Here is a 24,389-nt window from a genome sequence, read left to right on the forward strand (position 1 = left end):
AATGGCGGCTAGATCAGGTTATGGCCGCCATCGATGCGGATTGTCTCGCCGGTCGTGAACTCGCTTTCCATGAGGTAGACATAGGCGGCGGCGACGTCCGCAGCGGTCGGAATTTTTCTCGACGGCAACCGGGCAGCCATGTCGGCAAAGAAGCTGGATTTGGCTTCTCCAACAATGTCCCACATCGGTGTGTCGACCCATCCGGGAGACACGACATTGACGCGCGTCGGGGCCAGTTCGAGCGCCAGGGCGCGGGCGAAGTAGCTGAATGAGCCGGCAATCGCTGAGACGACCGAGCCTCCCGGCACTGGCGGCTTGTCCTTGTTGATGCCCGAGGTGAAGGTCATGGAGCCACCGGCCTTCAGGGTGCGCACAGCGTGCTTGGAGAGCATGACGGCCCCAATCAGCTTGTTGTCGACGAAGCCTCGCACAGCCTCCATGTCGGTACTGCCGATCGGATCGCCGGGCGGCAGTGTTCCGGCGGTCGATACCAGGTGGTCGAAGGGACCGATCTCCTCGAACAGGCGAGCGACGTCCGCTTCGTCGGTCATATCGGCAACCAAGCTGGTCACGTGCCCCGTATTGAGCGTCCGTTCGGCCGCCTGCAGTTTCGCGGGCGACCGGCTGACGATCACGACCTTCGCTCCGCAATTGAGAGCAGCTTCCGCGACGCCGAGACCGATGCCGGAGCTGCCGCCGATGACGATGACTTTCCTGTCCACGAGCGATGTCATGGGAGGTCTCCATTCGTTTGCGATTTCGGTGAGGGTCAAGCTTTGCCGTCGTAGGCGGCTTCGAGGTCGGCGATGATGATCTTGCGCATCCCGTACATCGCCTGCCGGACGCGGTTGGCCTTTTCGCGGTCCGGGTCGGCGCTGAGCCGCGGCAGGATTTCCGGGATGACCTGCCAGTAGACGCCGAACTTGTCGGTGAGCCAGCCGCAGGGTTGTTCCCTGCCGCCGCCGGCGGTGAGCGCCTCATAGTAGTAGTCTGTCTCGGCCTGGTCCCTGGTCTCGATGTAGAGTGAGAGCCGCTCGTTGAAAGGCGGCTGCGGCCCGGCATTGAGCGCTGTAAGGTGCAGACCCTCGAGCTCGAAATCGAAGGTGGCATGCGGGACCGTCTTGTTGGTTCCGGACACCCAGTCGGTGTATTCGAGCGTCTGGAGCGCTTTGCTGTTCTTGAAGACCGAGAGGTAGAAATCGCGGGCCTCCTTGGCGTCGGTGTTGAACCAGAGGAATGGGTGGATGGTGGCCATGTCCGTTCTCCGTTAATTCCTTGCGGCAGCGATTTTTGGCGAAGAGCCTGTCCGCTGTTGCTTTCATTCAGGCTTAGCGGTAGTCCGACGGCCGATAGACCGAGCCGTCCCAGTCGCGGGCAAACCCGAGGTCTTCGAGCCGGCGGGTCGAGAAGCGTGCAATCTGCCGCTCGGTCCGGCGCCGGCTGCTCGAGGCGAGGATGCGGCCGGCCATGCCGGTCAGGACGTCGACGATGGGTTCAACTCGTTTGGCGTTCATGGTGCTCTCCCAGAGTGGCGGCAGTTTTGGTTTCAGCAGTTGCCCCGCGACTTTCGTCAGCGAGAGTATAAGTCACATCAAATCGCCTTTTGCAGCGGCGGTGAATGACTGAATACGCGAGCAAACATGCCGTCTTCCGGCCTGGACGACAAACGACTTATCGGCGACAATGTGTGAGCATCGCTCACATATAGGTATCGATCCATGCCCCGGAAGCTGCCTCCCCTCACCACCTTGCCGAGCTTCGAAGCGGCGGCGCGCCTGTTGAGTTTCTCCAAGGCGGCAGAGGAACTTCATGTCACCCACGGTGCGATCAGCCGGGCGATCAAGAACCTTGAGGATCAGCTCGGTGTGCAGTTGTTCGAGCGCGGTACGCGTTCGGTGAGCCTGACCGCCGTCGGCGAGCCCTATGCGCGGGCGGTGCGCGAGGTGCTCGACCAGTTGGCCGCCGCCACTGCTGCGGCAACGGCCCGCTATTCGAGCTCGACACTGAACGTCAGCACCTCCGATGGCTTCGCGGGGAGATGGCTGGTGCCACGCCTCTACCGCTTTCACCGTGCGCATGGCGACATCGATGTACGGGTTTCGACGAGCGGGAAGCTGACCAACTTCCTCGGCGACGGCATCGATGTCGCCGTCCGTTATGGCAGCGGAAACTATCCGGGGCTCACGTCGGAGTTCCTCACCGGCGAGGAGGTGTTTCCAGTGTGCAGCCCAAAGCTTCTTGAGGGTGCGCATCCGCTGCGCACGCCTCAGGACCTCAGACACCACACGCTGATCCGTGACAGCTTTCCGATCGACTGGGCGACCTGGCTGGCGAGCGCCGGGGTCGAGGGCGTGGACCCGCAGAGCGGGATTACCTTCGACTCTGCCACCTTTGCCATGGAGTCGGCTGCACAAGGCGAGGGGGTGGTGCTGGGTCGGACCATGCTCGTTGCGGCCGACCTCGCCGCCGGGCGGCTTGTCCGCCCCTTCGGCCACGCCCTGAAATCCCCTTCCAGCTTCTATCTCGTCTACCCGCCGGAGGCGATCCGTCAGCGCAAGGTCAAGGCTTTCAGGGATTGGCTGCTTTCAGAAGTCACGCCGCAAATGGACTGACGGGAAGGCCGAGAGAACAGGATCGTCGACGGGTCAATCGCCCGGTGACTGTCGGCTCACCCGAACTGCGGTGATGATCCAGGCGCGCGAGTCGAAAAGCACACCGTCCGCGGTCAAGTGCGCGTCGAGCAGATCGCGCAACCGCCGTAGCGCCGCGTCGACATCCACATCCGCGCGGGCGAGCGGATCCTTAACCAGTTGCAGGCCAAGCAAAGCGTCATAGGCCGCATCGACGTCCTGGCCGTAGAAGACCGGCTCACGCACTTCGGCAAAGTCGACCGAAACAAAACCGGATGCACGCAAGATCTCCGCGGTGATGGCGGGGTCGCCAAGCGAAAATGGGGTGGCGGCGCCCGCCGATATGGCGGTCCCCGGCGCAATCGCCCGCTGAATGGCAGTCGCCCACTCGTTGCGGTCCGGGCCCTGCCATACCATCCATACAAGACGCGCCCCCGGTCGCATCGCCCGGCCGATATTGGCGAACGCCGCCGCCGGATCGGCAAAGAACATCACACCAAAGCGACTGATGCACAGATCGAAGCCGGCAGGCGGAAATACCAGCAATTGCGCATCGCCGCGCTCGAAGGCGACGTTTCGCAATCCTTCTTCGGCGCTACGGCTCCGGGCGATCTCGAGCATCCGCGCCGATAGGTCCACGCCGAGCACGCTGCCTTCCACCGCGACACGGGCGGCATCACGAGAGGATTGTCCCGAACCGCATCCGATATCGAGCACGCGATCGCGCGTTCCCGCCTTGACCGCAGCCCTGAAGACCTCGTTGTGCCGTCGCAGTTCGGCGTCGTAAAACTCAGCGCAGTTCAACACCATCGCACGCCTGTCTGGAGGTGGGCCGGCAGCATTTCCGGCCGCTCTGCCCTGATCTTTTCGCGTCGGGCTGACCCCGAACTGTCAGCCGCGCCGCGCCGCCTCGATCGCTGCAACGTCGATCTTTTTCATCTCCATCATCGCTTCGAATGCGCGCTTTGCTTCATCGCCGCCGGCGGCCATCGCTTCGGTCACCACGCGCGGCGTGATTTGCCAGGAGATGCCCCATTTGTCCTTGCACCAGCCGCACGCACTTTCCTGGCCGCCATTGCCGACTATGGCGTTCCAATAGCGGTCGGTCTCCTGCTGATCGTCGGTGGCGATCTGGAAGGAGAAGGCTTCGTTGTGTTTGAACGCGGGCCCGCCATTGAGGCCGAGACAGGGGATGCCGGCGACCGTGAACTCGACCGTCAGCACGTCGCCGGCCTTGCCGGACGGGTAGTCGCTGGGAGCGCGGTGGACGGATTTCACCGAGCTGTCAGGAAAAGTCTCGGAATAGAAACGGGCCGCAGCCTCGGCGTCCTTGTCGTACCAAAGGCAGATCGTGTTCTTGGCGATTGTCATTGCTGGTCCCTTTGCTTTCGAAATCAATCTGGGCTTTTGAAATCAACCCGGGTTTTTCACAGCTGGCCTCGGCGTTGCACCGGACATGGAAATGCGCTCGTGCCATCGACGTTCCGACAGCAGCTGCCCGGAACCAAGGTACCACGGCTGGTGCTTTCAGGACCAGATGCGGGCAGTGACTCGAACCGGAGATCCGCCTGGTCCGTCCGGCGGCCTCACTCTTTGCGTAGGGCAGCGCCGCTTTGCTCAAGGTCGCGCTGGCTTTCCGTTGGCGCGCCGTTGCCTCAGAAGGCGCATGAGCAAGTTCCGTCTGTCCTTGCGCGGGACGAGTTCGATATCGCTGACGAGTTTTGCGCCGCCCTTGTGCCGCTCCAATGTGATCTTGCGGCTATGGAAAGCTTCCAGCTCGGCGCGATGCGCTACGCTTATGATGGTGACCTTCGGCAATTCGCGAATGATCATCTGCATCATGTTGTCCTGGCTCTTCTCATCGAGTGCCGACGTTGCCTCGTCCAGCACGATGATATCGGGGCGGTGCAGCAGAAGACGCGCGAAGGCGAGGCGCTGCTTTTCGCCACCCGACAAGGTCTGGTCCCATGGGGCGTCCTCCTCAATCCTGTCGTTGAGGTAGTCGAGTCCCACCTTGTCGAGCGCAGCCTTGATCTTATCCAGCGTCCAGCTGTCGGCGGCGCCTGGATAGGCGACAGCGCGGCGAAGGGTCCCGGTCGGGATGTAAGGCCGTTGCGGCAACATGAACAACCGTCTGTCGGCGCGGATGTTGACGCTGCCGCTACCCCATGGCCACAGACCCGCGATGGCCCGCACCAGTGTACTCTTGCCCGAGCCGGATTCGCCGGCGACAAGCACCCGTTCGCCTGGTTCGATCACGACCTCGGTTTCCTTGACCACGGCGGTGCCGTCGTCGAGCGACACGGAGAGATTGTTCAGGCTGAGCATCGCATCGCTGCCGGTCTCGCCGCGCTTTATGCGCCCCAGCGTGTTGCTCTGTTCCGCCCGCTCGAGCCCGTCGAGCGACATCATCAGCGAGGCGATGCGCCGTGCAGAGGCATTCCAATCGGCGAGACGGGGATAGTTGTCGACCAGCCACCCGAACGCGCCCTGCACGATGGCAAAGGCCGAGGCAGCCTGCATGACCTGCCCAAGTGTCATGCTGCCTTCGAGGAACTTTGGAGCGCAAAGCAAGACCGGCACGACAGGCGCAAACAGGCTCGACCCTTGGGACACCAATGCCGTGCGCATGTGCTGGCCTGCAAGGAGCGCCCATTGCCTGAGCACATGGGCGAATGTCTTGTCCATGCCGCTGCGCTCCTCCTCCTCGCCGCCGAGCAATGCGATACTCTCGCCGTTTTCCCGCACGCGCGTCAGCGTGTAGCGGAACTCGGCTTCCGCCTGATTTTTTTCCTCGGAGAGGTGGACGAAATGGCGGCCAATGACCGCCATCGAAGTGGACGTGATCGCGGAATAGAGCACTGCGGTGATGACCAGGAAGCCGGGAATGGTGACGGTCGAACCTGCAATCGTCAGGGTCAGGGCGCCGCCGATCGTCCAGAGCACCACGATGAAGGTCGAGGCCGACAGAAATGCGACGATGACACCGGCGATGAAATCGACGGGCGATTCGGTGGCAATCCGCAAATCCTCGGCGATGCGGGCTTCGGGGTTGCTATGATCGCCGCCGACGAGGTTCAGCTGATAGTAGCGGCCGCTTGCCAGCCAGCGCGCGATGACCGCGGTGGTGAGCCAGGACCGCCAGCGGCGCTGTATCCTCATGCGAAAGAAGACTTGTGCCACCACAAGGCTGGCGCTTCCGATCACGAGTGGCAGGAATACGGCGCTCAGCCAATATACGGTGTGGGCATTGCGTTGCTCAATGGCGTCGAAAATTGCGCGATTCCACACATTGATCCCATACTGGAAGCCGACATTGGCGACGATCAGGACCAACAGCCCGATCGTCAACGGCCAGGCGACCCTGTCGCCACTGCCGCTCCAGTAACCGCGCGCGCTGATCCAGAAGCGCTTAAGCAGGTATCTCTTGCGCGCCCGCTCTGCCTCTTCAGGTGTCAGCTCAGGATCGGGTTCGGTGACATCCGGCGGCGGCGCGGGCTGGCCGACGACCTCTGACGCGACTTCGACAGTCGATTGTTTCTCGCGGCGCGACTTCTCGGCATCGCGCGTTCGGGCGCCGTCAACCGATTTCAGCTTAAATTTAGCCTCGGGCATCCGGCGATAACGGCTTAAAAATCAGAAGGTTTCATAGCGTCCGCTCGAGATCCGAGATGCCAACAACGCCAAGGCTTCGCAGCTGTTCCGGTGCTCGCAGCAGCCTATGGTCGTTCTCGATGACAGGCTTTGATCGTTGCGGGGCAGAATTCGCTCAGGCTCTCAAGATTTGTCCGCATGCTGCATTCGAAGAGGCTGGACGCAAGCGGCGCGAAAAGTGCCATCGGCCCGAGTCAACAGGATCGAGGAGGAGAGATCATCTCGATTGCGATTGCGAGCATATGCTGCCCAGCCGGACCGCGCCAGCCCCGAATTCCGGAACAAGGGTGCGATTTTGCCGTTAAGCCAGAAACCGGAAGCGACCCGCATGTCCGAATTGCCGAATGAAGAGATCGAAGGGCGGCTGAACGCCCAGCGCGAGACTCTGGCGCTGGTCGTTGCGCTGCTTGCCAGCAAGGATACGGCACCCGAGCGAATATGGGCCGAACTGGAGGCCCGTTTTCAGTTTCAGAACAGTCAGGAGGACCCTGGCGTCCTGCCAAGCCGCGCATTTGCCATCGAAGCTGCGAAGATGCGGGAGTTCAAGCTGATCGCCGAAGAGGCGCAGGCGCGCAATGCGGAATGGAACGGCAGGGACAAGCCACAGGGCGCCAGCTGAAACCCCGGAGAGTGGATGCAGGACCGGCCATTTTACGATGACTGAGCAAGCGTCAGCTTTGCTGCAAAAGTGTACGTGCCAACTCTTGCCATTCCTCGTCAAGCGTTAAGGTCGACGGCGCCGCGTTGCTGCGGCGATACCAATATTCCGCATTCGACTGGTCGCCTTCCTTGCGGTGGAGATAGGCATGCACGTGCATGCCCGCCGTATTGTCGCGCTGCTGCGCGCACTCGTGCGCCTTAGTCCAATCGCCCTTTGCATCCCACCACAACGCCTGCAGGGCAGGGCTCAAGCCGGCTGGCGGCTGTGGTTTTGCAATCGAATCCCTGAAGGTTTGCAGATCCATTTTTCCACCATAGCGACGTTCAGGGCGCCGATAATACCCGCACCGGCAGCCGACCGGAAGCGTGCTTTGGGCGGGACGACCGGAATGGGGGGACGTCCGATAACCGAACGGCCAGACGGTTGATTCGATGACGTGCATGAAATAGTGCGCACCACAACACCATGACGCCTGAGACAGCGAGGATGAGCCGATGACAGCCCCCGACAAGCCGCGCCAATTCTACCACGGCACCCGGGCCGACTTAAACCGGGAGACCTGATCGAAGCCGGTTACAGCTCCAATTACGGGGCGCGAAAGCAGGCAGCCTGGGTCTATCTAACCGGCACTCTGGATGCCGCTATCTGGGGTGCAGAACTGGCCGCCGGTGACGGACGCGAAAGGATCTACATCGTGGAACCAACCGGCCCGGTCATGGACGACCCCAATCTTACGGACAAGAAATTTCTCGGCAATCCGACGCAGTCCTATCGCTGCCGCGAGCCGCTCAGGATCACGGGCGAGGTCACCGAGTGGCAGGGCCACTCCCCCGAGCGGCTGAAAGAGATGAAGGACCATCTCGAACGGCTGAAGGCACAAGGCATCGAGGCGATCGATTGAATTGCCAAGTTTGGCCCTAGCCTACGGTCGGCAGCAGTCCCCGCGAAATACGGCTCCACGTCCGCAATGGGTCCGTGAGTTGTCGTTGCTTGCAGGGGCTGGAGAGCGGATGCTTCCTTTCATCTCGTCGCGAACGTGATGATCTCGGAGCTCGAAGGGCCAAGTGGGCTGCCGTCAAAGCCGCCGAATTGCCGTTCGATCCGTAGACCCGCGTTCCCCAGCAGGCTCGATAGGGCGTCCATGTCGAGGAATCGCAAGGTGCTGCGACTAACTTTCGGAAGGCTCGGATGCTTTCCGCCGAACCTGTGGGTGAATGTCACGGTCTGGCCATCGAACGGCATGATCACCTCTGTTGTGATCTGCACCAGAGACCCGTCAGGCAGCTCAACGACGACAGCATTTTCGGGTGTCCAGTGCTCCCACGCCCGCACCGAAGGGTTCCGCGTTTCGAACGCGAAGCATCCGCCTGGCACAAGGGCGTGTCGCGCAGCCGCCATGAAATCCCCCAGATCTTCGTCGCTGACAAGGGCCTGGAATGCGTGCCCCGTCATCACAATGAGATCAAACTCGGCTGTCCAGCCGGCCGATTGGAGATCGCCGAGGACCCATTCGATATCCGTGCGCGTTCGTGCCCGATTCAACACGCCGGGTGCTGGGTCGATGCCGCAGAGCCGCCCTGAATGTCCGGCCAGGCGTGCCTCGTGAAGGAGGGTGCCCGTTCCACATCCGACATCAAGCACCGCGTTTGCTGTTAGAATGCGGGGCAGGTAGAAATCATAGTCGTCGCGCGCAGATCTCGGGTGCCAGGCATCATAGACGGCAGCGAGATACGGGTCGGCGAAAAACCGGTCGACCATAAGGCGATATCCCCAATCAACTTTGAATGTGCGAGCGGTGTCGCCGAGAGCATATAGCCCATAAGTCGCTTCGCTCGTTACCGCACGACCTCGCGGTGACCGCCGGGCAGGCGGGTGGCGATAAGCTTGTCGATGCGGCGGCCGTCGAGGTCGACGACCTCGAAGCGCCAGCCTTGCGCGTCGACGCATTCGCCGGTCGCCGGCAGATGATGCAAATGCGACAGCACATAGCCGGCGACGGTTTCGTAGTCGCGGTTCTCAGGCAGGTCGATGCCGAGGACCTCCGCCATCTCGTCGGCCTGCATGTAGCCGGCAAGCAGCCATGAGCCGTCCTCGCGCTTGACGGCGTTTTCCTCTTCGCCGGCATCGAGATCCGAACGGAAGACGCCGGTAATCGCTTCCAGTATGTCGGCCGGGGTGACGATGCCTTCGAAATGGCCGTATTCGTCATGTACCAGCGCCATCGGCACGTCGGATTCCTTCAGCGTCGCAAGCACGTCCAGCGCATCGGCCTGGTCATGCACGATTGGGGCCGTGCGCACGTGCCGGCGCGGGTCGAGAGCGCGGCCGCCGAGCATCGCCGCCAGCACGTCGCGGGTCTGGACGACGCCGATCATGGCGTCGACGCCGCCGTCGCCGGCCGGCAGGCGCGAATGCTGGGTGTCCATCAGCAGCTTTCTGATGGCCGCCTCGTCGGATTGCAGATTGATCCAGTCGACCTCGGTGCGCGGCGTCATCACCGCGCGCACGGCGCGGTCGCCGAGCCGCATCACGCCGGCGATCATGCGCCGTTCGTCGGATTCGATGGTGCCGTGGTGCTCGGCTTCGGCGACCAGCATCTTGATCTCCTCGTCGGTGACCCTCTCCTCGCTCTGGCCGTGCTGGCCAAGCAGCCACAGCAGGGCGCGGCCGGAAAAATCGAGCAGGAAGACCAGCGGTGCCGAAACGCTGGCGAGGATGGTCATTGCCGGAGCGACCCTGACGGCGACCCGTTCGGGGTCGCGTAATGCGATCTGCTTGGGCACCAGTTCGCCGATGATCAACGAGCCATAGGTGATGATGGCGACGACAATGCCGACACCGAGCGGGTCGGCGAGGCTTTCGCGGACGCCGGCCGATGCCAGGAAGGTGGCCAGCCGCTCGCCGAGCGTGGCGCCGGAAAAGGCGCCGGACAAGACGCCGACCAAAGTGATGCCGATCTGCACCGAGGACAGGAACTTTCCCGGATTGGCGCCGAGCGCCAGAGCCCGGCCGGCACCCTTGACGTTGCGGTCGATCATCGTCTTGAGGCGCGCCGGCCGCGACGAGACGATGGCGAGCTCGGACATCGACAGAAGGCCGTTCACGCAGATGAGGACGACCACGATGGCAATTTCAGCATAAAGCATGCCGGGTCCATAGCATTGCCGCGCGGTTTTCGAAAATAGGACGGTCGCGCTTTTTAAATTTGGCGAGCCGGGCAAATCAGGCGGCACCCCAGGCCGCATCCCAGGGCGGCGCGGAAAAATGCTCGATCAGGGCGTCGACGACGACGCGCACCTTTGGTGCGAGATTGCGTGTTACCGGCCAGATGGCATGCACCACGGTGTTTTCGACAAGGCAGTCCGACAGAACCATTTCGAGCTCGCCGCGCCTGATGCTGCCGGCCGTCAGCCATGTCGGCAGATAGACGATACCGCAGCCGGCCAGTACCGCATCGAGCATCGGTTCGCCGTGGCCGAGCACCAGCCGCGCCTTGGGCGCGAATTTTTCGAGACGGCCGTCGGCATGCCTGACGGTCCAGGGATGGACCGTGCCGTCGCGGCCGTAGCCGATGAGGCTGTGCCTGGGCAGGTCCTCGATCGAGTGCGGCCTGCCATGGGCGTCGAGATAGGCGGGGGCGGCGACGATGGCCGAACGCTGGGCATAGATGCGGCGCGCGGCGAGCGACAAGCTGTCGTCGAGGTCGCCCATGCGCACCGCCAGGTCGATGCCTTCCTCGATCAGGTCGACGCGCCGGTCGTTGAACGAGATTTCCATCGTCAGATCCGGGAATTTTTTGGAAATGTCGAACAGAACCGGGGCGACGCACCGCCGGCCGAAGGCCAAAGGCAGGTCGACACGCAGCCGCCCGGAAGGCACCTGCTTGCGCGAAGCCAGCAGCGACTGCGCGGCTTCGATCTCGGCCAGTGCCCTGACGCAGGCTTCGTAATAGCTCAGGCCCTCACTGGTCGGGCTCAGGCTGCGGGTGGTGCGGTTGAGCAGGCGAACGCCCAATCGCTGTTCCAGCTGCGCGATCGACTTGCCGACCGCCGATTTCGTGACATGCAGCCGCGCGCCGGCGCCGGTGAAGCTGCCGGCCTCCACCGCGTGAACGAATGCGACGATGCCTTGCAAATTGGCCGATTCCAATGAAGCGCTCCTATTGTAGAGTTTTGCTCCTTAATCTGTCGCAGAATATGCCAAATGGAAGCACTTTTCTCCATAGTGAAACGGCATAAATGTCTCGCCCACCATCAACCACGGAGCGCGAACCAATGAGCACCCAAAACAGATCCTGGCAGATGCCGGTTTCGGCCTGTCCAGTTTGAAGCCGGCCGAGGGAAAGCTGCCCCGACCCGGGCCGCATGATCTTCTGGTACGCGTCACAGCGGTATCGCTGAATTACAAGGACAGGATGATCGTCGATGGCGTGCTGATACCGGACCTCAGCTTGCCGTTCGTGCCGACATCGGACGCGGTTGGCGAAGTTGTCGCCACCGGCAGCGAAGTCAGCCGCTTCGGAATCGGGCAGCGGGTGCTCGGCCAGGTGATCGCCGACTGGCCGGACGGCAACGCCCCGCCGGTGCTGCACAAGCATACGCTTGGTTCGTCACTGCCCGGCATGCTGTCCGAGCATGTGCTCTTTCACGAGGATGCCGCCGTGGCGGCGCCGCCGTCGCTCAGCGATGTCGAGGCATCGACGCTGCCGATCGCGGCGCTGACGGCGTGGTTCGCGCTGGTCGAGGCGGCCAAGCCTATCCCGGGTGAGACCGTTCTCATCCAGGGCACCGGCGGCGTGTCGCTGTTTGCGCTGCAGTTCGCCGCCGCTTTCGGCCTGCGCGCCATCGTCACCTCGAGCAGCGACGAGAAGCTCGAGCGGGCAGAAGCGCTCGGCGCCTGGAAGGGGATCAATTATCGCAGCCATCCGGCATGGGACGAGGTCGCCCGCGAGCTGACAGACGGCGCCGGCGTCAGGCACGTGCTGGAGATGGTCGGCGGCGACAATGCGCGGCGCTCGCTCAATGCGCTGGGCGCCGACGGCAGGCTGTCGCTCATCGGCCTTCTCGGCAGCATGGAGCTCAGTTTCCCGATCATTCCGTTCCTGCGCAACCGGATCGTCGTGCAGGGCATATCGATCGGCCACCGCCGCGCCTTCGAACGAATGAACCAGGCGATCGAGACGCTCGCGATCAGGCCGGTGATCGACAGGGTGTTTGGCTTCGACGAGGTGCCGCAGGCATTCGAGCGTCTGGAGACCGGACCGTTCGGCAAGATCGTGATCACCGTCCCCTGAGCCCATCGGGCGAAATGGCTGTCAGACGGGCCGATTGCGCGCCTACGGCAGTTGCAGCAGTACGCCGATGATGGCCTTGCCGTCGGTGAAATAGGGATCGCCTTCGCCGTTGCGCCCGGTCTTTGTGGCGCCGACCCCTGGTATGTCGCTGGTCGAGATCAGCATGCCGGCGGCGGACAGGTCGCGCATCAGCCCATCGCGCTCGGCGTCGATGTCGGGGCCGATGTGATGAGTGATCGCGCCGGTGTCATGGCTGAGGCCGACGCCGCGGTCAAAGCTTGCCGAGCCAAGCCAAAGCGGCCGGCCGTCGTCTCCGGTCGCAGCGGTCTGCCAGAAGCGGACGTGGTGGCGCCGGTCGGCGCTGTCGCCGACCGGCTTTTCGAAGGCTAGGTCCTGGGCGCGGCCTTCGAACAGCAGCCGGCTGACCGGCGCGTCGGGATAGGGGCGGTCAAACAGCACGCTTTCGCCGATCTCGATCGCCGTCTTCAGCGAGACCGCGTCTGCCGTATCCCAGCCGGCGACGGCAAAAGCATGGACAAGCTCCTTCTTGGTGCCGACAAGGCCGACATTGATCGGATCGCCCGGAATGCCTTGCGGCGTGTGCGTCACCATCTCGAATTGCTGATTGCGAAAATTGCGGTCCCGTAACGTCCAGAACTCAGGCGCGGCGAAATAGGCGAGCGAAAGATAAGCGGCACAGCATGCCACCAGCCAGGTCGTTGCACGTCGTCGAAGGCTTCGTTGGCTCATGCATTGGCTCGAACTGGCAGGCCCGTCGGGCCGTCGAAATCCTTGGCAAGCGGCGCGCAACCGGTCTATCCTCATATTTTAGCATGAAATGGCGTAGAACCGGCTAGCACGAATGAGGGCGTGATGGAGGGTAAACCGGCGCGCGGCACTGCCATGGCGTTGACCGCCGACCTTATCGCGCTGGTCGAACGGGTCGAGCCGGATCCCGGCCCCGAGCCGGGGACGACCGAGCATAGCGACGCGGAGTTCGATGATCTTGTCGAGCAGCTGCTTCTGGAATACCGGCGCCAAAGCGCTCTGGGTCTTTGCCTACGGCTCGCTGATCTGGACGCAGACGCTGGCGCGGGCAGCCGGACATTGGGGTTCGTCCGCGCAGTATCTGTTCCGCACCGTCAGCATGCTCGAGGAAAGCGGAATCCGCGACAGAAACTTGTGGCACGTCCAGGACCTGGTGGCGCAGCATGGCTTCCACCGGCGGCACACAACGCGGCTGATCCAGGCGCTGTTGCACGAAATAACTTGTCGCATTTCATCTGAAAACCGGAACGGTCAGCGGCAGGCGCGGTAGCCGTTCTTGCGATTCTTGATGTCGAAATGGAAATGGTTGCGGTGGTCGTAGTTGTAGCCGGGGCCGAGCACGGTGGTGAAATACTGGCAGCCGTCGGCCCGCACATTGTTGAGGAAGCCGCGCGTGCGGAAGGCGAACAGGCCGGGCTTGCGGACGTCGATGTCGTCGCCATTGTTAAGCTCGATGCTCATCACGTCGAGCGCATTGCCCTTGCCGTGTTCCGACAAAACACCTTCGCCGGCGATCCTGCGGCAGGAATAGCTCGAGCCCTGGTGGATGGTCTTGACGCCTGAAAAATAGCGCCAGCGGGCCGACGGGACGAGTTCATTCCTGGTCCAGCCGGCAAAGCTGGCGGCCATGTCGCAGGTCAGCGTCGCGGCCGGCTTCATCGCGACGCTGCCGATGGCCGAGACCCTGACCGGATAATCGATGCCGCATTGGCCTTCATGGATCGGCGCGACGTCGGTGTAGACGACGCCGAGGCGTTTCAGCTCCTTGCGGCAATCGATCTCTGCGGCCGGCATCTGTTCGGCCGGCGACATCGGATTGTCCATGCGCGGATAGGCGGCCGTCATATAGGGGTTGGATGGGACGAGGCGCTGCATGCCGGAATATTCTGGGCCGGAATCTTGCTGGCCGGAATAGGGCGGAACGGCAGCGGTCTGGCTCCCGACGTCGACGGCCGGCTGCAGCGACAGCACGCTGCCGGTGTTGCAGGCGGAGACCGCCGCAATGGCAATCACGACGGCAAGCCTGCCGGCCATGCGCGCGCGTCCTGTGTGCCGCGCAGCGACAAGCGCAGCGCGAATTAGCCCGGCCATCGGAAGGGTTCCTGTCCCCAGATGGCACAGACTCTAAACCTGAAGAGTAAAGGAAAAATCAGCGGCGCCGTTCACGTCTGCGGCCAAATTGCGGCGCCCGCTATCGGCGGCCGGCGTCATTGGCAAAACGTGCCGCCATTGCGGCGCGGTTCGAGGTCGAAGTGGAGATGCTGCGAATGATCGGCGTCGCTGCCGGGGCCAAGCACGGTCTTGAACGGTCCGCAGGCTGCCTTGCGCACTGTGTCCAGGAATTTCGCGTCCTTTTCCGGCGGCGCCGGGCCGACATCGATCTCCTTCCCGTCCGAAAGCTTGAAGCTGGCGATATCGAGCGCATTGCCGAAGGCGTGCTCCGACAATTTGCCGCCGCCATTGCGCGACCGGCAGACGAAGGCGGAGGCCTGGCCGATCGATTTGATATCCGTGCCGAACTCGGCCTTTGCAGCAGGCTGGATGACCGAAGCAGCAAAGCGTGCGGCCGCTTCAGCCATCTGGCAATTGAGCTCGGGCTCCGGGCCGATGGCGATGGATTTGCCGAGCGTCCTCAGCACGATCGGGTAGGGGATCGAGCAACCGACCGCCGTATCATGCTCGGGCTTGCGCTCCTCGAAATCGACGCCCATCGATTTCAGCCGCCTGCGGCAGGCCAATTCCTCGGCCGGCATTTCTTTCTCGGCAATTGCGACCGATCGAGGATCGGGAAGGATTTCTTGCTCCGCCTTTTTGTCTGCCTCGGCCGGATTTGGTGGCGCGACCGATGGGTTTGCCTGCGGCTCGGCCTGCGCCGGCTTTTCAGGCGGCTGTGGTGCGATCGCCGGCGGCTTCGGCTGCTCGGTCCTGGACTGGCCATTTTGGGGCTGATCGTTTTGAGGCTGGCCGTTTTTGGGCCGCTCAGCCTCCGGAGCGGGGCGTGGTTCGGGGACCGGGATCTCGGTTGGTGCTGGCGGAGTGACTTGCTGGTTGAGTTGCGGAACCGGTGCGGTTGGCGGCAGTTCGGGCGCCTTGGCTGAAACGGGTCCCGCCAGCGGCGTAGCCGCAACGGCCAGCAGCACTCTGCCCAATCTGAAAAAGCCAAACGCCGCCATTGTCTCGCAACGGCCAGAATGCAGGGAAGTTGCCTTGGGCGAGGGGGGCTGGCGATCACAATCGGTAACCGCGCTGTTACGCGCCGATCGCTTCGAGGCCTTCCTCGAGCCAGTCCGCCAGCAGCGGCATGCCGAGCAGATATTTTGCCGTGCGCTTGTTGGCGCGCTCGCGGGCGGCGGTCAGCGCGTCCGTCCATTCCGTCGCGTCATAGTCGCCGCGGCCGACCCAGGCCAACGCAATCAGTTCGGCCGCTTCGTCGACATTGAGATCGTCGATCAGCTCGCGCAGTTCTTCCTCGGTGAGATCTTCGGAGCTTTCCTCGGCAAGGCCGTCATGATGGTGGTTGTCGTGCGCGTTGCCGTCGAGCTCTACCTCGTGCTCGGCGCCGTCGGCATAGTCTTCGTTGACGGCGGCGCTGAGCGCCTTCGCCTTCAGGATGAACAGGCGCACGGTGTCGGGACCGATCGAAAGCTCCCAGTCTCGTTCAACGCGTTGCTGCACCGGCCGTCTCCCTGCTTCGTGCTCGGTCGGCCCGATGATAGCGGATTTGCAGCGCTCGTCACGTTCTCTTGCGCGTGGGCGTTAATCGTGAACCATGATTTATGATGCCCTCTCTTCCCGGAATAAGATGGCCTTTGCTGGGAGAGATCGCGGTTTTGAGATAGGATGACATTTTCCGGGACGAAACGGCTTTGGCCCGGCGTTAGTGTTGCATTGTCAGGTTCAAAGGAGAGTGTAATGCGCAGACGATTGCTGATTTACGCCATGGCCATTGCCGCCCTGCCGCTGATTGCGGCTCAGGCGTTTTCGGCTGGTGAAGGCGGGGGAGGTGGTGGTGGCGGCGGCGGCCAGAGCCAGTGCAAGAAGGGGGAGGCCTGGGACAAGAAGCAGAAGAAATGTGTCTCGCCCAAGCAAGGTATGCTGGATGACGACAGCATCTATGATGCCGGTCGCGCGCTGGCGATGGATGGACGCTATGACGAGGCGATCGCCGTGCTCAGCCTCGCCGCCAACAAGCAGGACCCGCGCATCCTCAACTATCTCGGCTATTCGCACCGCCATTCCGGCCGCGTCACCGTCGGCCTCGGCTATTACGAGGAAGCGCTGCGCATCGACCCGAACTACACGCTGGTACGCGAATATCTCGGCGAGGCGCACCTGCAGATCGGCGATCTTGCCGGCGCCCAGGAACAGCTCCGCGAAATCGAGAAGCGCACGGGCAAGGGATCTCGCGAATACGGTATGCTGTCGGAGCAGATCGATCATTTCATGAGGAGCTGATCCGACCTCCGGACGCTGCTCATACCGGCTGCGGCGATCGCAGCCGGTTTTTTGCTGTGCTCACATGCTGCTGCGAACTGGAATTTGGCATCACGGGACACGTGATCCGCTCCTTGACGTTAGGTCAGCCGCGCGATCGGTGGATGATTTTTCAAAATCCGACTTTTTGGACGTGAAAAACCCGCGAAGATTGCTATATCTTGCAAAGATTGTGGTGAGACGGTTCCGTTAGCGAGGCTGCCGGACCGTTTTCTTTTTGTACCATCGACAAGGTCGCTCCCGATTGCGGGGGCGGCGGCAGGAAAGGTCAGGCATTATGAACAAGGTCCCGATGACAGGCGAGGGGTTCGCGTCATTGAAGGAAGAACTGCGCTGGCGCCAGCAACAGGAGCGGCCGCGTATCATCGAGGCGATTTCCGAAGCGCGCTCGCATGGCGACCTCTCCGAAAATGCCGAATATCACGCGGCAAAAGAGGCACAGAGCCTCAATGAGGGCCGGGTCAACGAACTCGAGGACCTGATCGCGCGGGCCGAGGTGATCGACGTCACCAAGCTCAGCGGCGACAAGGTCAAGTTCGGCGCCACCGTGGTGCTGGTCGACGAGGATACCGAGGAGAAAAAGACCTACCAGATCGTCGGCGACCAGGAAGCGGACGTGAAGTCCGGCCGCATCTCGATCTCCTCGCCGATCGCGCGCGCCCTGATCGGCAAGGAAGTGGGCGATGCCATCGAGGTCAACGCACCGGGCGGCGCCAGGGGTTATGAGATCGTCCAGGTGCAATTCATTTAGAACCTTTTGATAATTCTACTCTGGCGGCCGACTAGCGCGGTTTTCTGCGCTTCCGGTGCTCACGTACTTTAAGTACGCTCCGCTCCGGTTCTCGAAAACCACGCTATTCGACTCGCCAGAGCGAATTCTGAAAAGGTCCTATACAGCGCCTTGTAATTTAAGCGCCAGCAATCTCTCTGCTTCCGCCATCACCTCCGGCGGCGTGACGCTGCGGCCAGGCGCGGCCAGTAGCGTCGATGAGAACGGCCCGCGCGGGCCGGTCAGGCCGGGCTCCGTCGCCAGGAATACAGCCACCGTCGGCACGCCGAAAGCGCTGGCGAGATGGGTCAGGCCGGTGTCGGCGCCGATGACCAGCGTCGAGCTGCCGATGACGGCGGCGATCTCGGCAAGCGGCGATCTGGGAACCACCACGGTTTGCGAAACGGCGCGGGCGATCGCTTCGGCAACCCCCTGTTCACGGTCGTTCGACCAGGTGGTGACCGGGGTCATCCCTCGTGCCACGAGAAGCCTGGCGATTTCGATCCAGTCCGCGACCGGCCATTTCTTGTCCTCGCGGCTGGTGCCGTGCAGCAGGAAGGCTGTCTTTTCGCCGACAAAAGTCGATTTTGCGGCTGGCGGCACGATGCCCGATTCGAGCCGGGAAAAATCCGGCTCGTAGCCGAGCGCCAGCCCGAACAGGCGTCTCGTGCGCTCGATGGCATGCAGGCCCCGCGGCACGGCGAAGCGATGGCCATAAAACAGGCTCGCCGAAGGTTCGCGTGCGCTCGAGCGGTCGAAGCCGGCAATCGGTGCTGCCGCCAACCGCGCCACCAGCGCCGATTTCAGCAAGCCTTGTGCATCGAGGACGAGGTCGTAGCGGGACGCGCGCAAGGCGCTGCGCAGGCCGACCACTTCCCGCCATGTGCCGGGCTCGAGCAGCTTCCCGCGCCAGCGCCGGATCGCCACGCTGTGGATGGTTTGGATGGCTGGATGCAGCGCCGCGATGCCGGCAAAGGCCTCTTCCACGCACCAGTGGAAGGAAATATCCGGGCGGGCGCGGTGCGCGTCCTCGACTGCGGGAAAGGTGTGGATGACGTCGCCCATCGACGACGTCTTGACGATCAGCACCTTCATGCGGCGGCCGGCATTTCCAGCAGCCGCTCCGCCGCCGCCACGACACGTTCGACCTCCAACGTCTTCAGGCAGTTGAGATGACCGAGCGGGCAGATTTTTTTGTGGCAGGGCGAACAGGACAGGCCGAGCCAGACCAGTTCGCGGCGCTCGGCGAGCGGCGGCGTGTTGTCGGGCGAGGTCGAGCCGTAGACGGCGACGACCGGCGTGCCGACGGCGGCGGCGACATGCATCAGCCCGCTGTCGTTGGAGACGGCGAGCCTCGCCGCGGCGATCAGGTCGATGGCATCCTCCAGCCGCGTCTGGCCGGCAAGGTCGGAGGCGCCCGGCGCCAGCGCTGCGATTTCAGCCGTCACCTCAGCGTCGTTCTTCGATCCGAACAGCGCGACGCCAAACCCTTTGGCCATCATCTCGCGGGCAAGGCCGGCATAGTGTTCGCTCGGCCAGCGCTTGGCCGGGCCGAATTCTGCGCCGGGCATCAGTGCCACGAATTTTCCCGCTGTCAGCCCGAAACGGCTGAGCAGTGCCGCCTGGCTGGCTTGATCGACGGCGAGCTTCGGCGCCTGGAAGGCGCCACCACGGGCAAGGCTGAAATAGGCCTGCGCGGTGCGCCGTTTGAGGCGATCGGGCAAGGGCACGATGTCGGTCAGCAGCCCGTAGCGCATTTCCTTGAGATGGCCGACACGGCGCGGAATGCCGGCAAAGAACGGGATCAGCGCCGACTTCCAGCTTCCCGGCAGGACAAAGGCCATGTCGTAGCGGCCGCGCAGCAGGCGGCCGAAGCGCCTTCGGACGCGGAATTCGAACGCGCCGGATTGCAGCGGCAGGTCGATCTGCTGGCGGATTTCGGGCATGCGCTTGACCAGCGGTGCTGCCCACGCCGGTGCCAGCACGTCGATGGCGGCGTTCGGATGAAGCTCCCTCAGCGCCTGGAACAGGCACTGCGCCATCACCATGTCGCCCACCCAGCGTGGGCCGATCACGAGGATCGTTGGGCTTTCAGCCATTCGACATAGTCTCTGACGCCGGTTTCCACTGTGCGGAACTGGCCATTGTAACCGGCTGCGCGCAAGCGGGACATATCAGCTTGCGTAAAGCTCTGGTAGCTGCCCTTGAGGTGGTCGGGAAACTCGATGAATTCGATCTGGCCCTTGCCGAGCGTATCGATCACCGTTTCGGCAATGGCGCGAAACGGCTGGGCCTTGCCGGTACCGCAGTTGAAGATGCCGCTAGAACCGCGTTTCCACAGCCACAGATTGACGTCGGCGACATCGCCGACATGGATGAAGTCGCGGCTCTGCTCGCCGGGCCCGAAACCGCCATAGGCGCCGAACAGCTTGGGGTTTTCGCCGCGTTCGACCTGGTTGAACAAATGGAAGGCGACAGAGGCCATGGCGCCCTTATGTGCCTCGCGCGGTCCGTAGACGTTGAAATAACGCAGGCCCGCGACCGGCGAATGGTCGGTATCGAAAACGGTGCGGCGGACATAGTCGTCGAACAGCTTTTTCGAATAGGCATAGACGTTCAGCGGCCGCTCGCATTCCGGCTCCTCGCGGAACTCGGCGCCGCCGCCATAGACCGAAGCGGACGAGGCATAGAGGAAGGGTACGCGCAAGGCCAGGCAGGCGTGCAGCAGGTGCTTCGAATAGGTGTAGTTGACCTCCATCATGAACTTGCCGTTCCATTCGGTGGTGGTCGAGCAGGCACCCTGGTGGAAAACCGCCTCGATGCGGCCGAGGTCACCGGCCTCCATCCGCGCCAAAAAGTCGTCCTTGTCGAGATAGTCGGCGATCTCGAGATCGGCGAGATTGGCGATCTTGTGGCCGTCGGTGAGGTCGTCGACGACGAGGATGTCGCTGAAACCGTCAGCGTTGAGCGCAGCGACGATGTTGGAACCGATCATGCCGGCGCCGCCCGTGACGATGATCATGAAATCCTCTGGTACCTTGTGCCGGTTGTAGCCCTCGTCGGATTCTGGCCTTATAGGGGAGGCGGGCCGGGCTGTCGACAAAGCAGGTGGCGGGGCGGTTGGATGAGCGCCACAGTGCCGCCGCAAACGTCACGTTTCAGTCGGCCTGCCGGCCAACCGGCGACAGGAGCAAGGTAATGCCGTCAACCGAACTGCTTGTCGCCTTTTTCGCCACCACGGCGATCTTCGCCTATATCCCCGGCCCCGCCATGCTCTATGCCGCTGCGCAAACCATGGCGCGCGGCCGCTGGTCCGGCCTGATGGCGGCGCTCGGCATCCATCTTGGCGGCTACGTTCATGTCTTCGTCGCCGCTGTCGGCCTGTCGGTGCTGTTCCATGCCGTGCCGGTGCTTTACATGGCGGTCAAGCTGGTCGGTGCGCTGTATCTGATCTGGCTCGGTGTTTCGCTGTTTCGCGCCAAGGCGCAAGGCGGCGTTGTCTTGCCGGGAATTCAGCCGAAATCCGCCCGCCGCGCCTTTTTCGAGAGCGTTGCCGTCGAGGTGCTCAACCCCAAGACGGCGATTTTCTTCATGGCGTTCCTGCCGCAGTTCATCGATGCCTCGGCAGCGTTTCCGGTGTGGCTGCAGTTCGTCGTGCTTGGAACGATCGTCAATTTGATGTTCTCGTCGGCCGACATTGTTTGCGTGGTGCTGGCCGGCGCAGTGATCGCCAGGCTGCGGCAGTCGAGCCGGGCGCAGCGCCTGATCCGGCGCGCCGGCGGTGCGGTGCTTGTCGGACTGGGCGTGCATGTCGCGTTGCAGAAAAGCTGACGCATTGCCTCGCCGCCGCGATCGGTCGAAGGCCTGCCGTTGCGTCGGCTGAAATTGCGGTATATCGGCATCGCCATGAACGGCCGGCCCTGCCAATCGAATTCCCCGTCACCGAAAATCGGCTCTCCCACGCGTTGACATGATCAAGCTGCCCTCTCCCGAACCTCTTCACCGCGCCATTTCGCGCTTCGGCAGCGCCACCGTGCTGGTGGTCGGCGATTTCATCCTCGACCGTTTCGTCAACGGCGTGATCGAGCGCATTTCGCCGGAAGCGCCGATCCCCGTGCTGCACGGGCGCGGCGAAACGCTGGCGATGGGCGGCGCCGGCAATGTCGTCGCCAACATCGTTTCGCTCGGCGCTGCCGTCATACCGGTCTCGGTGATCGGAGCCGACGAGGCCGGCAAGAACCTCATGCGCATGCTCGGCGACTTTGGCGTCGACACCGGCGGGCTGAGGCAGGATGCCGATCGCATGACGTCGTCCAAAAGCCGCTTCAGCGCGCTCAACCAGCAGGTGCTGCGTTTCGACGAAGAGGAAATCAAGCCGCTGGGCGATGCCGAGCGCGCGACATTGGTCGGGCATTTTCGCGAAGCACTGGCGCGCGCCGACATCGTCATCCTGTCCGACTATGGCAAGGGCGTGCTGCTCGGCGGCGTCGCCGGCGAGCTGATCTCGATCTGCCGGCAAGCGGGCAAGCCGGTGCTGGTCGATCCGAAGGGGAGCGACTATGCGCGTTATGCCGGCGCGACGGCAATCACGCCCAACCGCAAGGAACTCGGCGAGGCGGTCGGCCGCGCAGTGTTTGCCGATGACGAGATCGAGGCGGCGGCGCGCCAGCTGATTTCGGCGCACGGTTTCGATTTCGTCGTCGCGACGCGCAGCGAAAAGGGCATGAGCGTCGTCGGTGCGGACGACGCCCGCCATATCGCCACGCAGGCGCGCGAAGTGTTCGACGTTTCGGGCGCCGGCGACACGGTAATCGCGACCTTCGCGCTGGCTCTTGCAGCAGGGGCTGATCGTGTCATGGCCGGATCGATCGCCAACGCCGCCGGCGGCGTCGTCGTCGGCAAGCGCGGCACCGCGCGGCTGACGATCGAGGAACTCACCGGTGCGCTGTTTCGCTCGCATGGTCCGGTCGCCCACAAGGACGCGATCCTCGATGCCGCGGCCGCGGCGCGGCTGGCGGCTGCGTGGAAGGACGAGGGCTTGAGCGTCGGTTTCACCAATGGCTGTTTCGATATCCTGCATGCCGGCCATGTCAGCCTGTTGCATGCGGCGCGCAGCCAGTGCGACCGGCTGGTGCTCGGTCTCAACAGCGATGCCTCGGTGCGCCGGCTGAAAGGGCCGGGGCGCCCGGTCAACGACCAGCATGACAGGGCCTGCGTCCTTGCAGCACTTGCCTCGGTCGACGCCGTCGTCATCTTCGAGGAGGATACGCCGCTTTCACTGATCGAGGCGCTGAGCCCGGACATACTGGTCAAGGGCGCCGACTATACTGTCGATCAGGTGGTTGGCGCCGATGTCGTGCAGAAGGCCGGCGGGCGCGTCGTGCTGGTCGATCTCGTCGCCGGCAAGAGCACGACCGGCACCATCGGCAGATTGCGCGCCGGGAACTGAGGGTTTCATGTTCGAACTGAACGATTACCTGGCCCGCTCGGCGGCCGCGATTTCGGCGATGGTCGAGCGCGACCTGACCAGCGAGATGGAGCGGGCGGTCAGCGCCGTCGTCGCCGCGCTTTCGCAGGGCAAGGCCCTGCTGATCGCAGGCAATGGCGGCTCGGCCAGCGACGCCATCCATATCGCCGGCGAGCTGGTCGGCCGCTTCCTCAGGGAGCGCAAGGCCTATAACGTCATCGCGCTGCCGGCCAACGCGGCGGTGCTGACCGCCTGGGGCAATGATTACGGCTTCGACACGGTGTTTGCGCGCCAGGTTGAGGCGCATGGTTCGGCAGGCGCCGTGCTGCTCGCCATCTCGACCAGCGGCAATTCGCCAAGCATCCTCGCCGCCGCCCAGCAAGCGCGCATGATGGGCATGACGGTGGTCAGCCTGACCGGCGACACCGGCGGCAAGCTGAAGCCGCTCTCCGACATCCTGCTCAACGTACCCTCGACCTCGACGCCGATCATCCAGCAGGGGCATTTGTGCCTTTACCACCATCTCTGCGAACTGGTCGAAACGCGCCTCTGCGACGCAGGGTGATTGCGCCAGGCCGGTAGAGGCCGTCAATTGTCAACGGGGAGAAGTAGCCGCAACGCTGGCGACCCCTCTCCCCGTCCTTCACGGGGAAGGTAAGGTGAGGCCAGCGCCAGTCTGTATTATTTGACGCATAGCCACATTTTGTTCTTGCTTTGTGCCGGCAGCTATGCTACTAATTCAACTACGGTGATGATTCCCACCGACGATCCGCCCGCCGAGGCGGGTTTTTTGTTTCCGGGTTTTGTTTCTCCGGGGCTTTGCCTGGTCTCAAGCCGAAAACGCCACCAACCCTTCGTCCTTGACCCGGCGGATGGTCAGCGCGGTTCGCACCGTATCGACATTGGGGGCCGAGGCCAGTTCCTCGATGACGAAGGTCTGGAAGGTGCCGAGATCGCTCGCCACGCAGTGCAGCAGGAAATCGGATTCGCCCGACACCATCCAGGCATCGCGCACGATCGGCCAGCCGCGGGTGCGCTCGGCGAAGGTCTTGAGCTCGGCGTCGGCCTGGTGATGTAGGCCGATCAGGCAGAAGGCGACGACGTCGAGGCCGAGTGCCGGAGCGTTGAGCAGGGCACGGTAGCCGCGGATGATGCCGGCCTCTTCCAGCCGCCGGACGCGGCGCAGGCACGGCGGCGCCGAAATGCCGACGCGGCTCGACAGTTCGACATTGGTCATGCGTCCGTCCTGCTGAAGCTCGCGCAGGATCTTCCAGTCGATGGCATCGAGATCGGCCTTGATCGGCATGGCGGCTTCCGTGGTGACGCGAAAGAATCTTTCGCGACTTTGTAGTTAAACGACTTTGCTGTCTATT

The 24,389-nt window shown here is 63.2% G+C and carries 27 protein-coding genes and 1 pseudogene; 10 read left to right on the forward strand and 18 right to left on the reverse strand.

Annotated elements, in window-relative coordinates:
* Positions 1–8: 8 nt before the first annotated feature.
* The 3 genes from NKH80_RS19750 to NKH80_RS19760 form a co-directional block, all read right to left on the reverse strand.
* Positions 9–773 (reverse strand): SDR family oxidoreductase, encoded by a 765-nt coding sequence (locus NKH80_RS19750; RefSeq protein WP_352506710.1) that lies wholly within the window; start codon positions 771–773, stop codon positions 9–11.
* Complete coding sequence (locus NKH80_RS19755; protein WP_254819234.1) at positions 770–1,255, reverse strand: VOC family protein; 486 nt, start codon at positions 1,253–1,255, stop codon at positions 770–772. The genes NKH80_RS19750 and NKH80_RS19755 overlap by 4 nt, the downstream gene beginning before the upstream one ends.
* Positions 1,256–1,328: 73 nt before the next feature.
* Complete coding sequence (locus tag NKH80_RS19760; protein ID WP_352506711.1) at positions 1,329–1,514, reverse strand: DUF1127 domain-containing protein; 186 nt, start codon at positions 1,512–1,514, stop codon at positions 1,329–1,331.
* 204 nt (positions 1,515–1,718) lie between these two features.
* Between NKH80_RS19760 and NKH80_RS19765 the strand changes: the two genes are divergently transcribed.
* On the forward strand, positions 1,719–2,612 hold the full coding sequence (locus tag NKH80_RS19765; RefSeq protein ID WP_352506712.1) for a transcriptional regulator GcvA: 894 nt from the start codon (positions 1,719–1,721) through the stop codon (positions 2,610–2,612).
* Positions 2,613–2,645: 33 nt separating this feature from the next.
* Here NKH80_RS19765 and NKH80_RS19770 read toward each other — a convergent pair whose 3' ends face one another.
* The 3 genes from NKH80_RS19770 to NKH80_RS19780 form a co-directional block, all read right to left on the reverse strand.
* Positions 2,646–3,440: a class I SAM-dependent methyltransferase gene (locus NKH80_RS19770; RefSeq protein WP_352993041.1), complete on the reverse strand. Its 795-nt coding sequence runs from the start codon at positions 3,438–3,440 to the stop codon at positions 2,646–2,648.
* Between the two features lie 81 nt (positions 3,441–3,521).
* Positions 3,522–3,995, reverse strand: a complete 474-nt coding sequence (locus tag NKH80_RS19775) for a VOC family protein (protein ID WP_352993100.1) — start codon at positions 3,993–3,995, stop codon at positions 3,522–3,524.
* A 252-nt stretch (positions 3,996–4,247) separates the two neighbouring features.
* On the reverse strand, positions 4,248–6,245 hold the full coding sequence (locus NKH80_RS19780; RefSeq protein WP_352993043.1) for an ABC transporter ATP-binding protein/permease: 1,998 nt from the start codon (positions 6,243–6,245) through the stop codon (positions 4,248–4,250).
* A gap of 367 nt (positions 6,246–6,612) precedes the next feature.
* Between NKH80_RS19780 and NKH80_RS19785 the strand changes: the two genes are divergently transcribed.
* Complete coding sequence (locus tag NKH80_RS19785; RefSeq protein WP_352450454.1) at positions 6,613–6,903, forward strand: hypothetical protein; 291 nt, start codon at positions 6,613–6,615, stop codon at positions 6,901–6,903.
* 52 nt (positions 6,904–6,955) lie between these two features.
* On the opposite strand, the gene NKH80_RS19790 is transcribed toward NKH80_RS19785, so the two are convergent.
* Positions 6,956–7,249: a hypothetical protein gene (locus NKH80_RS19790; protein ID WP_352704151.1), complete on the reverse strand. Its 294-nt coding sequence runs from the start codon at positions 7,247–7,249 to the stop codon at positions 6,956–6,958.
* A gap of 190 nt (positions 7,250–7,439) precedes the next feature.
* Here NKH80_RS19790 and arr point away from each other — a divergent pair.
* A pseudogene (gene arr, locus NKH80_RS19795) lies at positions 7,440–7,846 on the forward strand (NAD(+)--rifampin ADP-ribosyltransferase).
* Between the two features lie 119 nt (positions 7,847–7,965).
* On the opposite strand, the gene NKH80_RS19800 reads toward arr, so the two are convergent.
* The 3 genes from NKH80_RS19800 to NKH80_RS19810 form a co-directional block, all read right to left on the reverse strand.
* A complete protein-coding gene (locus tag NKH80_RS19800; protein ID WP_352993045.1) occupies positions 7,966–8,703 on the reverse strand; it encodes a class I SAM-dependent DNA methyltransferase in 738 nt (245 codons plus the stop codon).
* A gap of 77 nt (positions 8,704–8,780) precedes the next feature.
* Positions 8,781–10,091, reverse strand: coding sequence for a hemolysin family protein (locus NKH80_RS19805; protein ID WP_352506718.1), 1,311 nt, complete (start codon positions 10,089–10,091; stop codon positions 8,781–8,783).
* A gap of 76 nt (positions 10,092–10,167) precedes the next feature.
* Positions 10,168–11,094: a LysR family transcriptional regulator gene (locus tag NKH80_RS19810; protein WP_254819243.1), complete on the reverse strand. Its 927-nt coding sequence runs from the start codon at positions 11,092–11,094 to the stop codon at positions 10,168–10,170.
* Positions 11,095–11,269: 175 nt separating this feature from the next.
* Between NKH80_RS19810 and NKH80_RS19815 the strand changes: the two genes are divergently transcribed.
* Entirely contained in the window at positions 11,270–12,238 is a 969-nt protein-coding gene (locus NKH80_RS19815; protein WP_352993047.1) for a zinc-dependent alcohol dehydrogenase family protein, read from the forward strand.
* 42 nt (positions 12,239–12,280) lie between these two features.
* Here the strand turns inward: NKH80_RS19815 and NKH80_RS19820 are convergent, their stop codons facing one another.
* The gene (locus tag NKH80_RS19820) at positions 12,281–12,988 is read right to left on the reverse strand and encodes an LssY C-terminal domain-containing protein (protein ID WP_352506721.1); all 708 of its coding nucleotides are present in this window, start codon (positions 12,986–12,988) and stop codon (positions 12,281–12,283) included.
* Positions 12,989–13,238: 250 nt separating this feature from the next.
* On the opposite strand from NKH80_RS19820, the gene NKH80_RS19825 reads away from it, so the two are divergent.
* Positions 13,239–13,556: a hypothetical protein gene (locus NKH80_RS19825; protein ID WP_352506722.1), complete on the forward strand. Its 318-nt coding sequence runs from the start codon at positions 13,239–13,241 to the stop codon at positions 13,554–13,556.
* Here NKH80_RS19825 and NKH80_RS19830 read toward each other — a convergent pair.
* The 3 genes from NKH80_RS19830 to NKH80_RS19840 form a co-directional block, all read right to left on the reverse strand.
* Positions 13,538–14,377, reverse strand: coding sequence for an extensin-like domain-containing protein (locus NKH80_RS19830; RefSeq protein ID WP_352506723.1), 840 nt, complete (start codon positions 14,375–14,377; stop codon positions 13,538–13,540). The genes NKH80_RS19825 and NKH80_RS19830 overlap by 19 nt on opposite strands.
* A gap of 116 nt (positions 14,378–14,493) precedes the next feature.
* Positions 14,494–15,459, reverse strand: coding sequence for an extensin family protein (locus NKH80_RS19835; RefSeq protein ID WP_352993049.1), 966 nt, complete (start codon positions 15,457–15,459; stop codon positions 14,494–14,496).
* Between the two features lie 76 nt (positions 15,460–15,535).
* Positions 15,536–15,961, reverse strand: a complete 426-nt coding sequence (locus NKH80_RS19840) for a DUF3775 domain-containing protein (RefSeq protein WP_254819248.1) — start codon at positions 15,959–15,961, stop codon at positions 15,536–15,538.
* 237 nt (positions 15,962–16,198) lie between these two features.
* Between NKH80_RS19840 and NKH80_RS19845 the strand changes: the two genes are divergently transcribed.
* Both NKH80_RS19845 and greA read left to right on the forward strand, forming a co-directional pair.
* The gene (locus NKH80_RS19845) at positions 16,199–16,741 is read left to right on the forward strand and encodes a tetratricopeptide repeat protein (protein WP_352993051.1); all 543 of its coding nucleotides are present in this window, start codon (positions 16,199–16,201) and stop codon (positions 16,739–16,741) included.
* Between the two features lie 316 nt (positions 16,742–17,057).
* Positions 17,058–17,531 (forward strand): transcription elongation factor GreA, encoded by a 474-nt coding sequence (gene greA / locus NKH80_RS19850; protein ID WP_023719113.1) that lies wholly within the window; start codon positions 17,058–17,060, stop codon positions 17,529–17,531.
* Between the two features lie 138 nt (positions 17,532–17,669).
* On the opposite strand, the gene waaC is transcribed toward greA, so the two are convergent.
* From waaC to rfaD, 3 genes are read right to left on the reverse strand one after another with little or no spacing between them, the layout of a single operon-like run.
* A complete protein-coding gene (gene waaC, locus NKH80_RS19855) occupies positions 17,670–18,644 on the reverse strand; it encodes a lipopolysaccharide heptosyltransferase I (protein WP_352993053.1) in 975 nt (324 codons plus the stop codon).
* On the reverse strand, positions 18,641–19,648 hold the full coding sequence (gene waaF / locus NKH80_RS19860; protein ID WP_352646506.1) for a lipopolysaccharide heptosyltransferase II: 1,008 nt from the start codon (positions 19,646–19,648) through the stop codon (positions 18,641–18,643). The genes waaC and waaF overlap by 4 nt, the downstream gene beginning before the upstream one ends.
* Entirely contained in the window at positions 19,621–20,571 is a 951-nt protein-coding gene (gene rfaD, locus NKH80_RS19865; RefSeq protein WP_254819252.1) for an ADP-glyceromanno-heptose 6-epimerase, read from the reverse strand. Before rfaD ends, waaF begins: the two co-directional genes overlap by 28 nt.
* A 176-nt stretch (positions 20,572–20,747) precedes the next feature.
* Between rfaD and NKH80_RS19870 the strand changes: the two genes are divergently transcribed.
* The 3 genes from NKH80_RS19870 (at position 20,748) to NKH80_RS19880 (ending at position 23,581) form a co-directional block, all read left to right on the forward strand.
* Positions 20,748–21,380: a LysE family translocator gene (locus NKH80_RS19870; protein ID WP_352993056.1), complete on the forward strand. Its 633-nt coding sequence runs from the start codon at positions 20,748–20,750 to the stop codon at positions 21,378–21,380.
* A gap of 139 nt (positions 21,381–21,519) precedes the next feature.
* Positions 21,520–22,998 (forward strand): D-glycero-beta-D-manno-heptose-7-phosphate kinase, encoded by a 1,479-nt coding sequence (gene rfaE1, locus NKH80_RS19875; protein ID WP_352993058.1) that lies wholly within the window; start codon positions 21,520–21,522, stop codon positions 22,996–22,998.
* A 7-nt stretch (positions 22,999–23,005) separates the two neighbouring features.
* Positions 23,006–23,581, forward strand: a complete 576-nt coding sequence (locus NKH80_RS19880) for a D-sedoheptulose-7-phosphate isomerase (RefSeq protein WP_352993061.1) — start codon at positions 23,006–23,008, stop codon at positions 23,579–23,581.
* A 264-nt stretch (positions 23,582–23,845) separates the two neighbouring features.
* Here NKH80_RS19880 and NKH80_RS19885 read toward each other — a convergent pair whose 3' ends face one another.
* On the reverse strand, positions 23,846–24,322 hold the full coding sequence (locus NKH80_RS19885; protein ID WP_023678347.1) for an Lrp/AsnC family transcriptional regulator: 477 nt from the start codon (positions 24,320–24,322) through the stop codon (positions 23,846–23,848).
* Positions 24,323–24,389: the final 67 nt, after the last annotated feature.

It is taken from the genome of Mesorhizobium sp. M0904 (genome assembly GCF_040319475.1).
Lineage (GTDB): Bacteria > Pseudomonadota > Alphaproteobacteria > Rhizobiales > Rhizobiaceae > Mesorhizobium.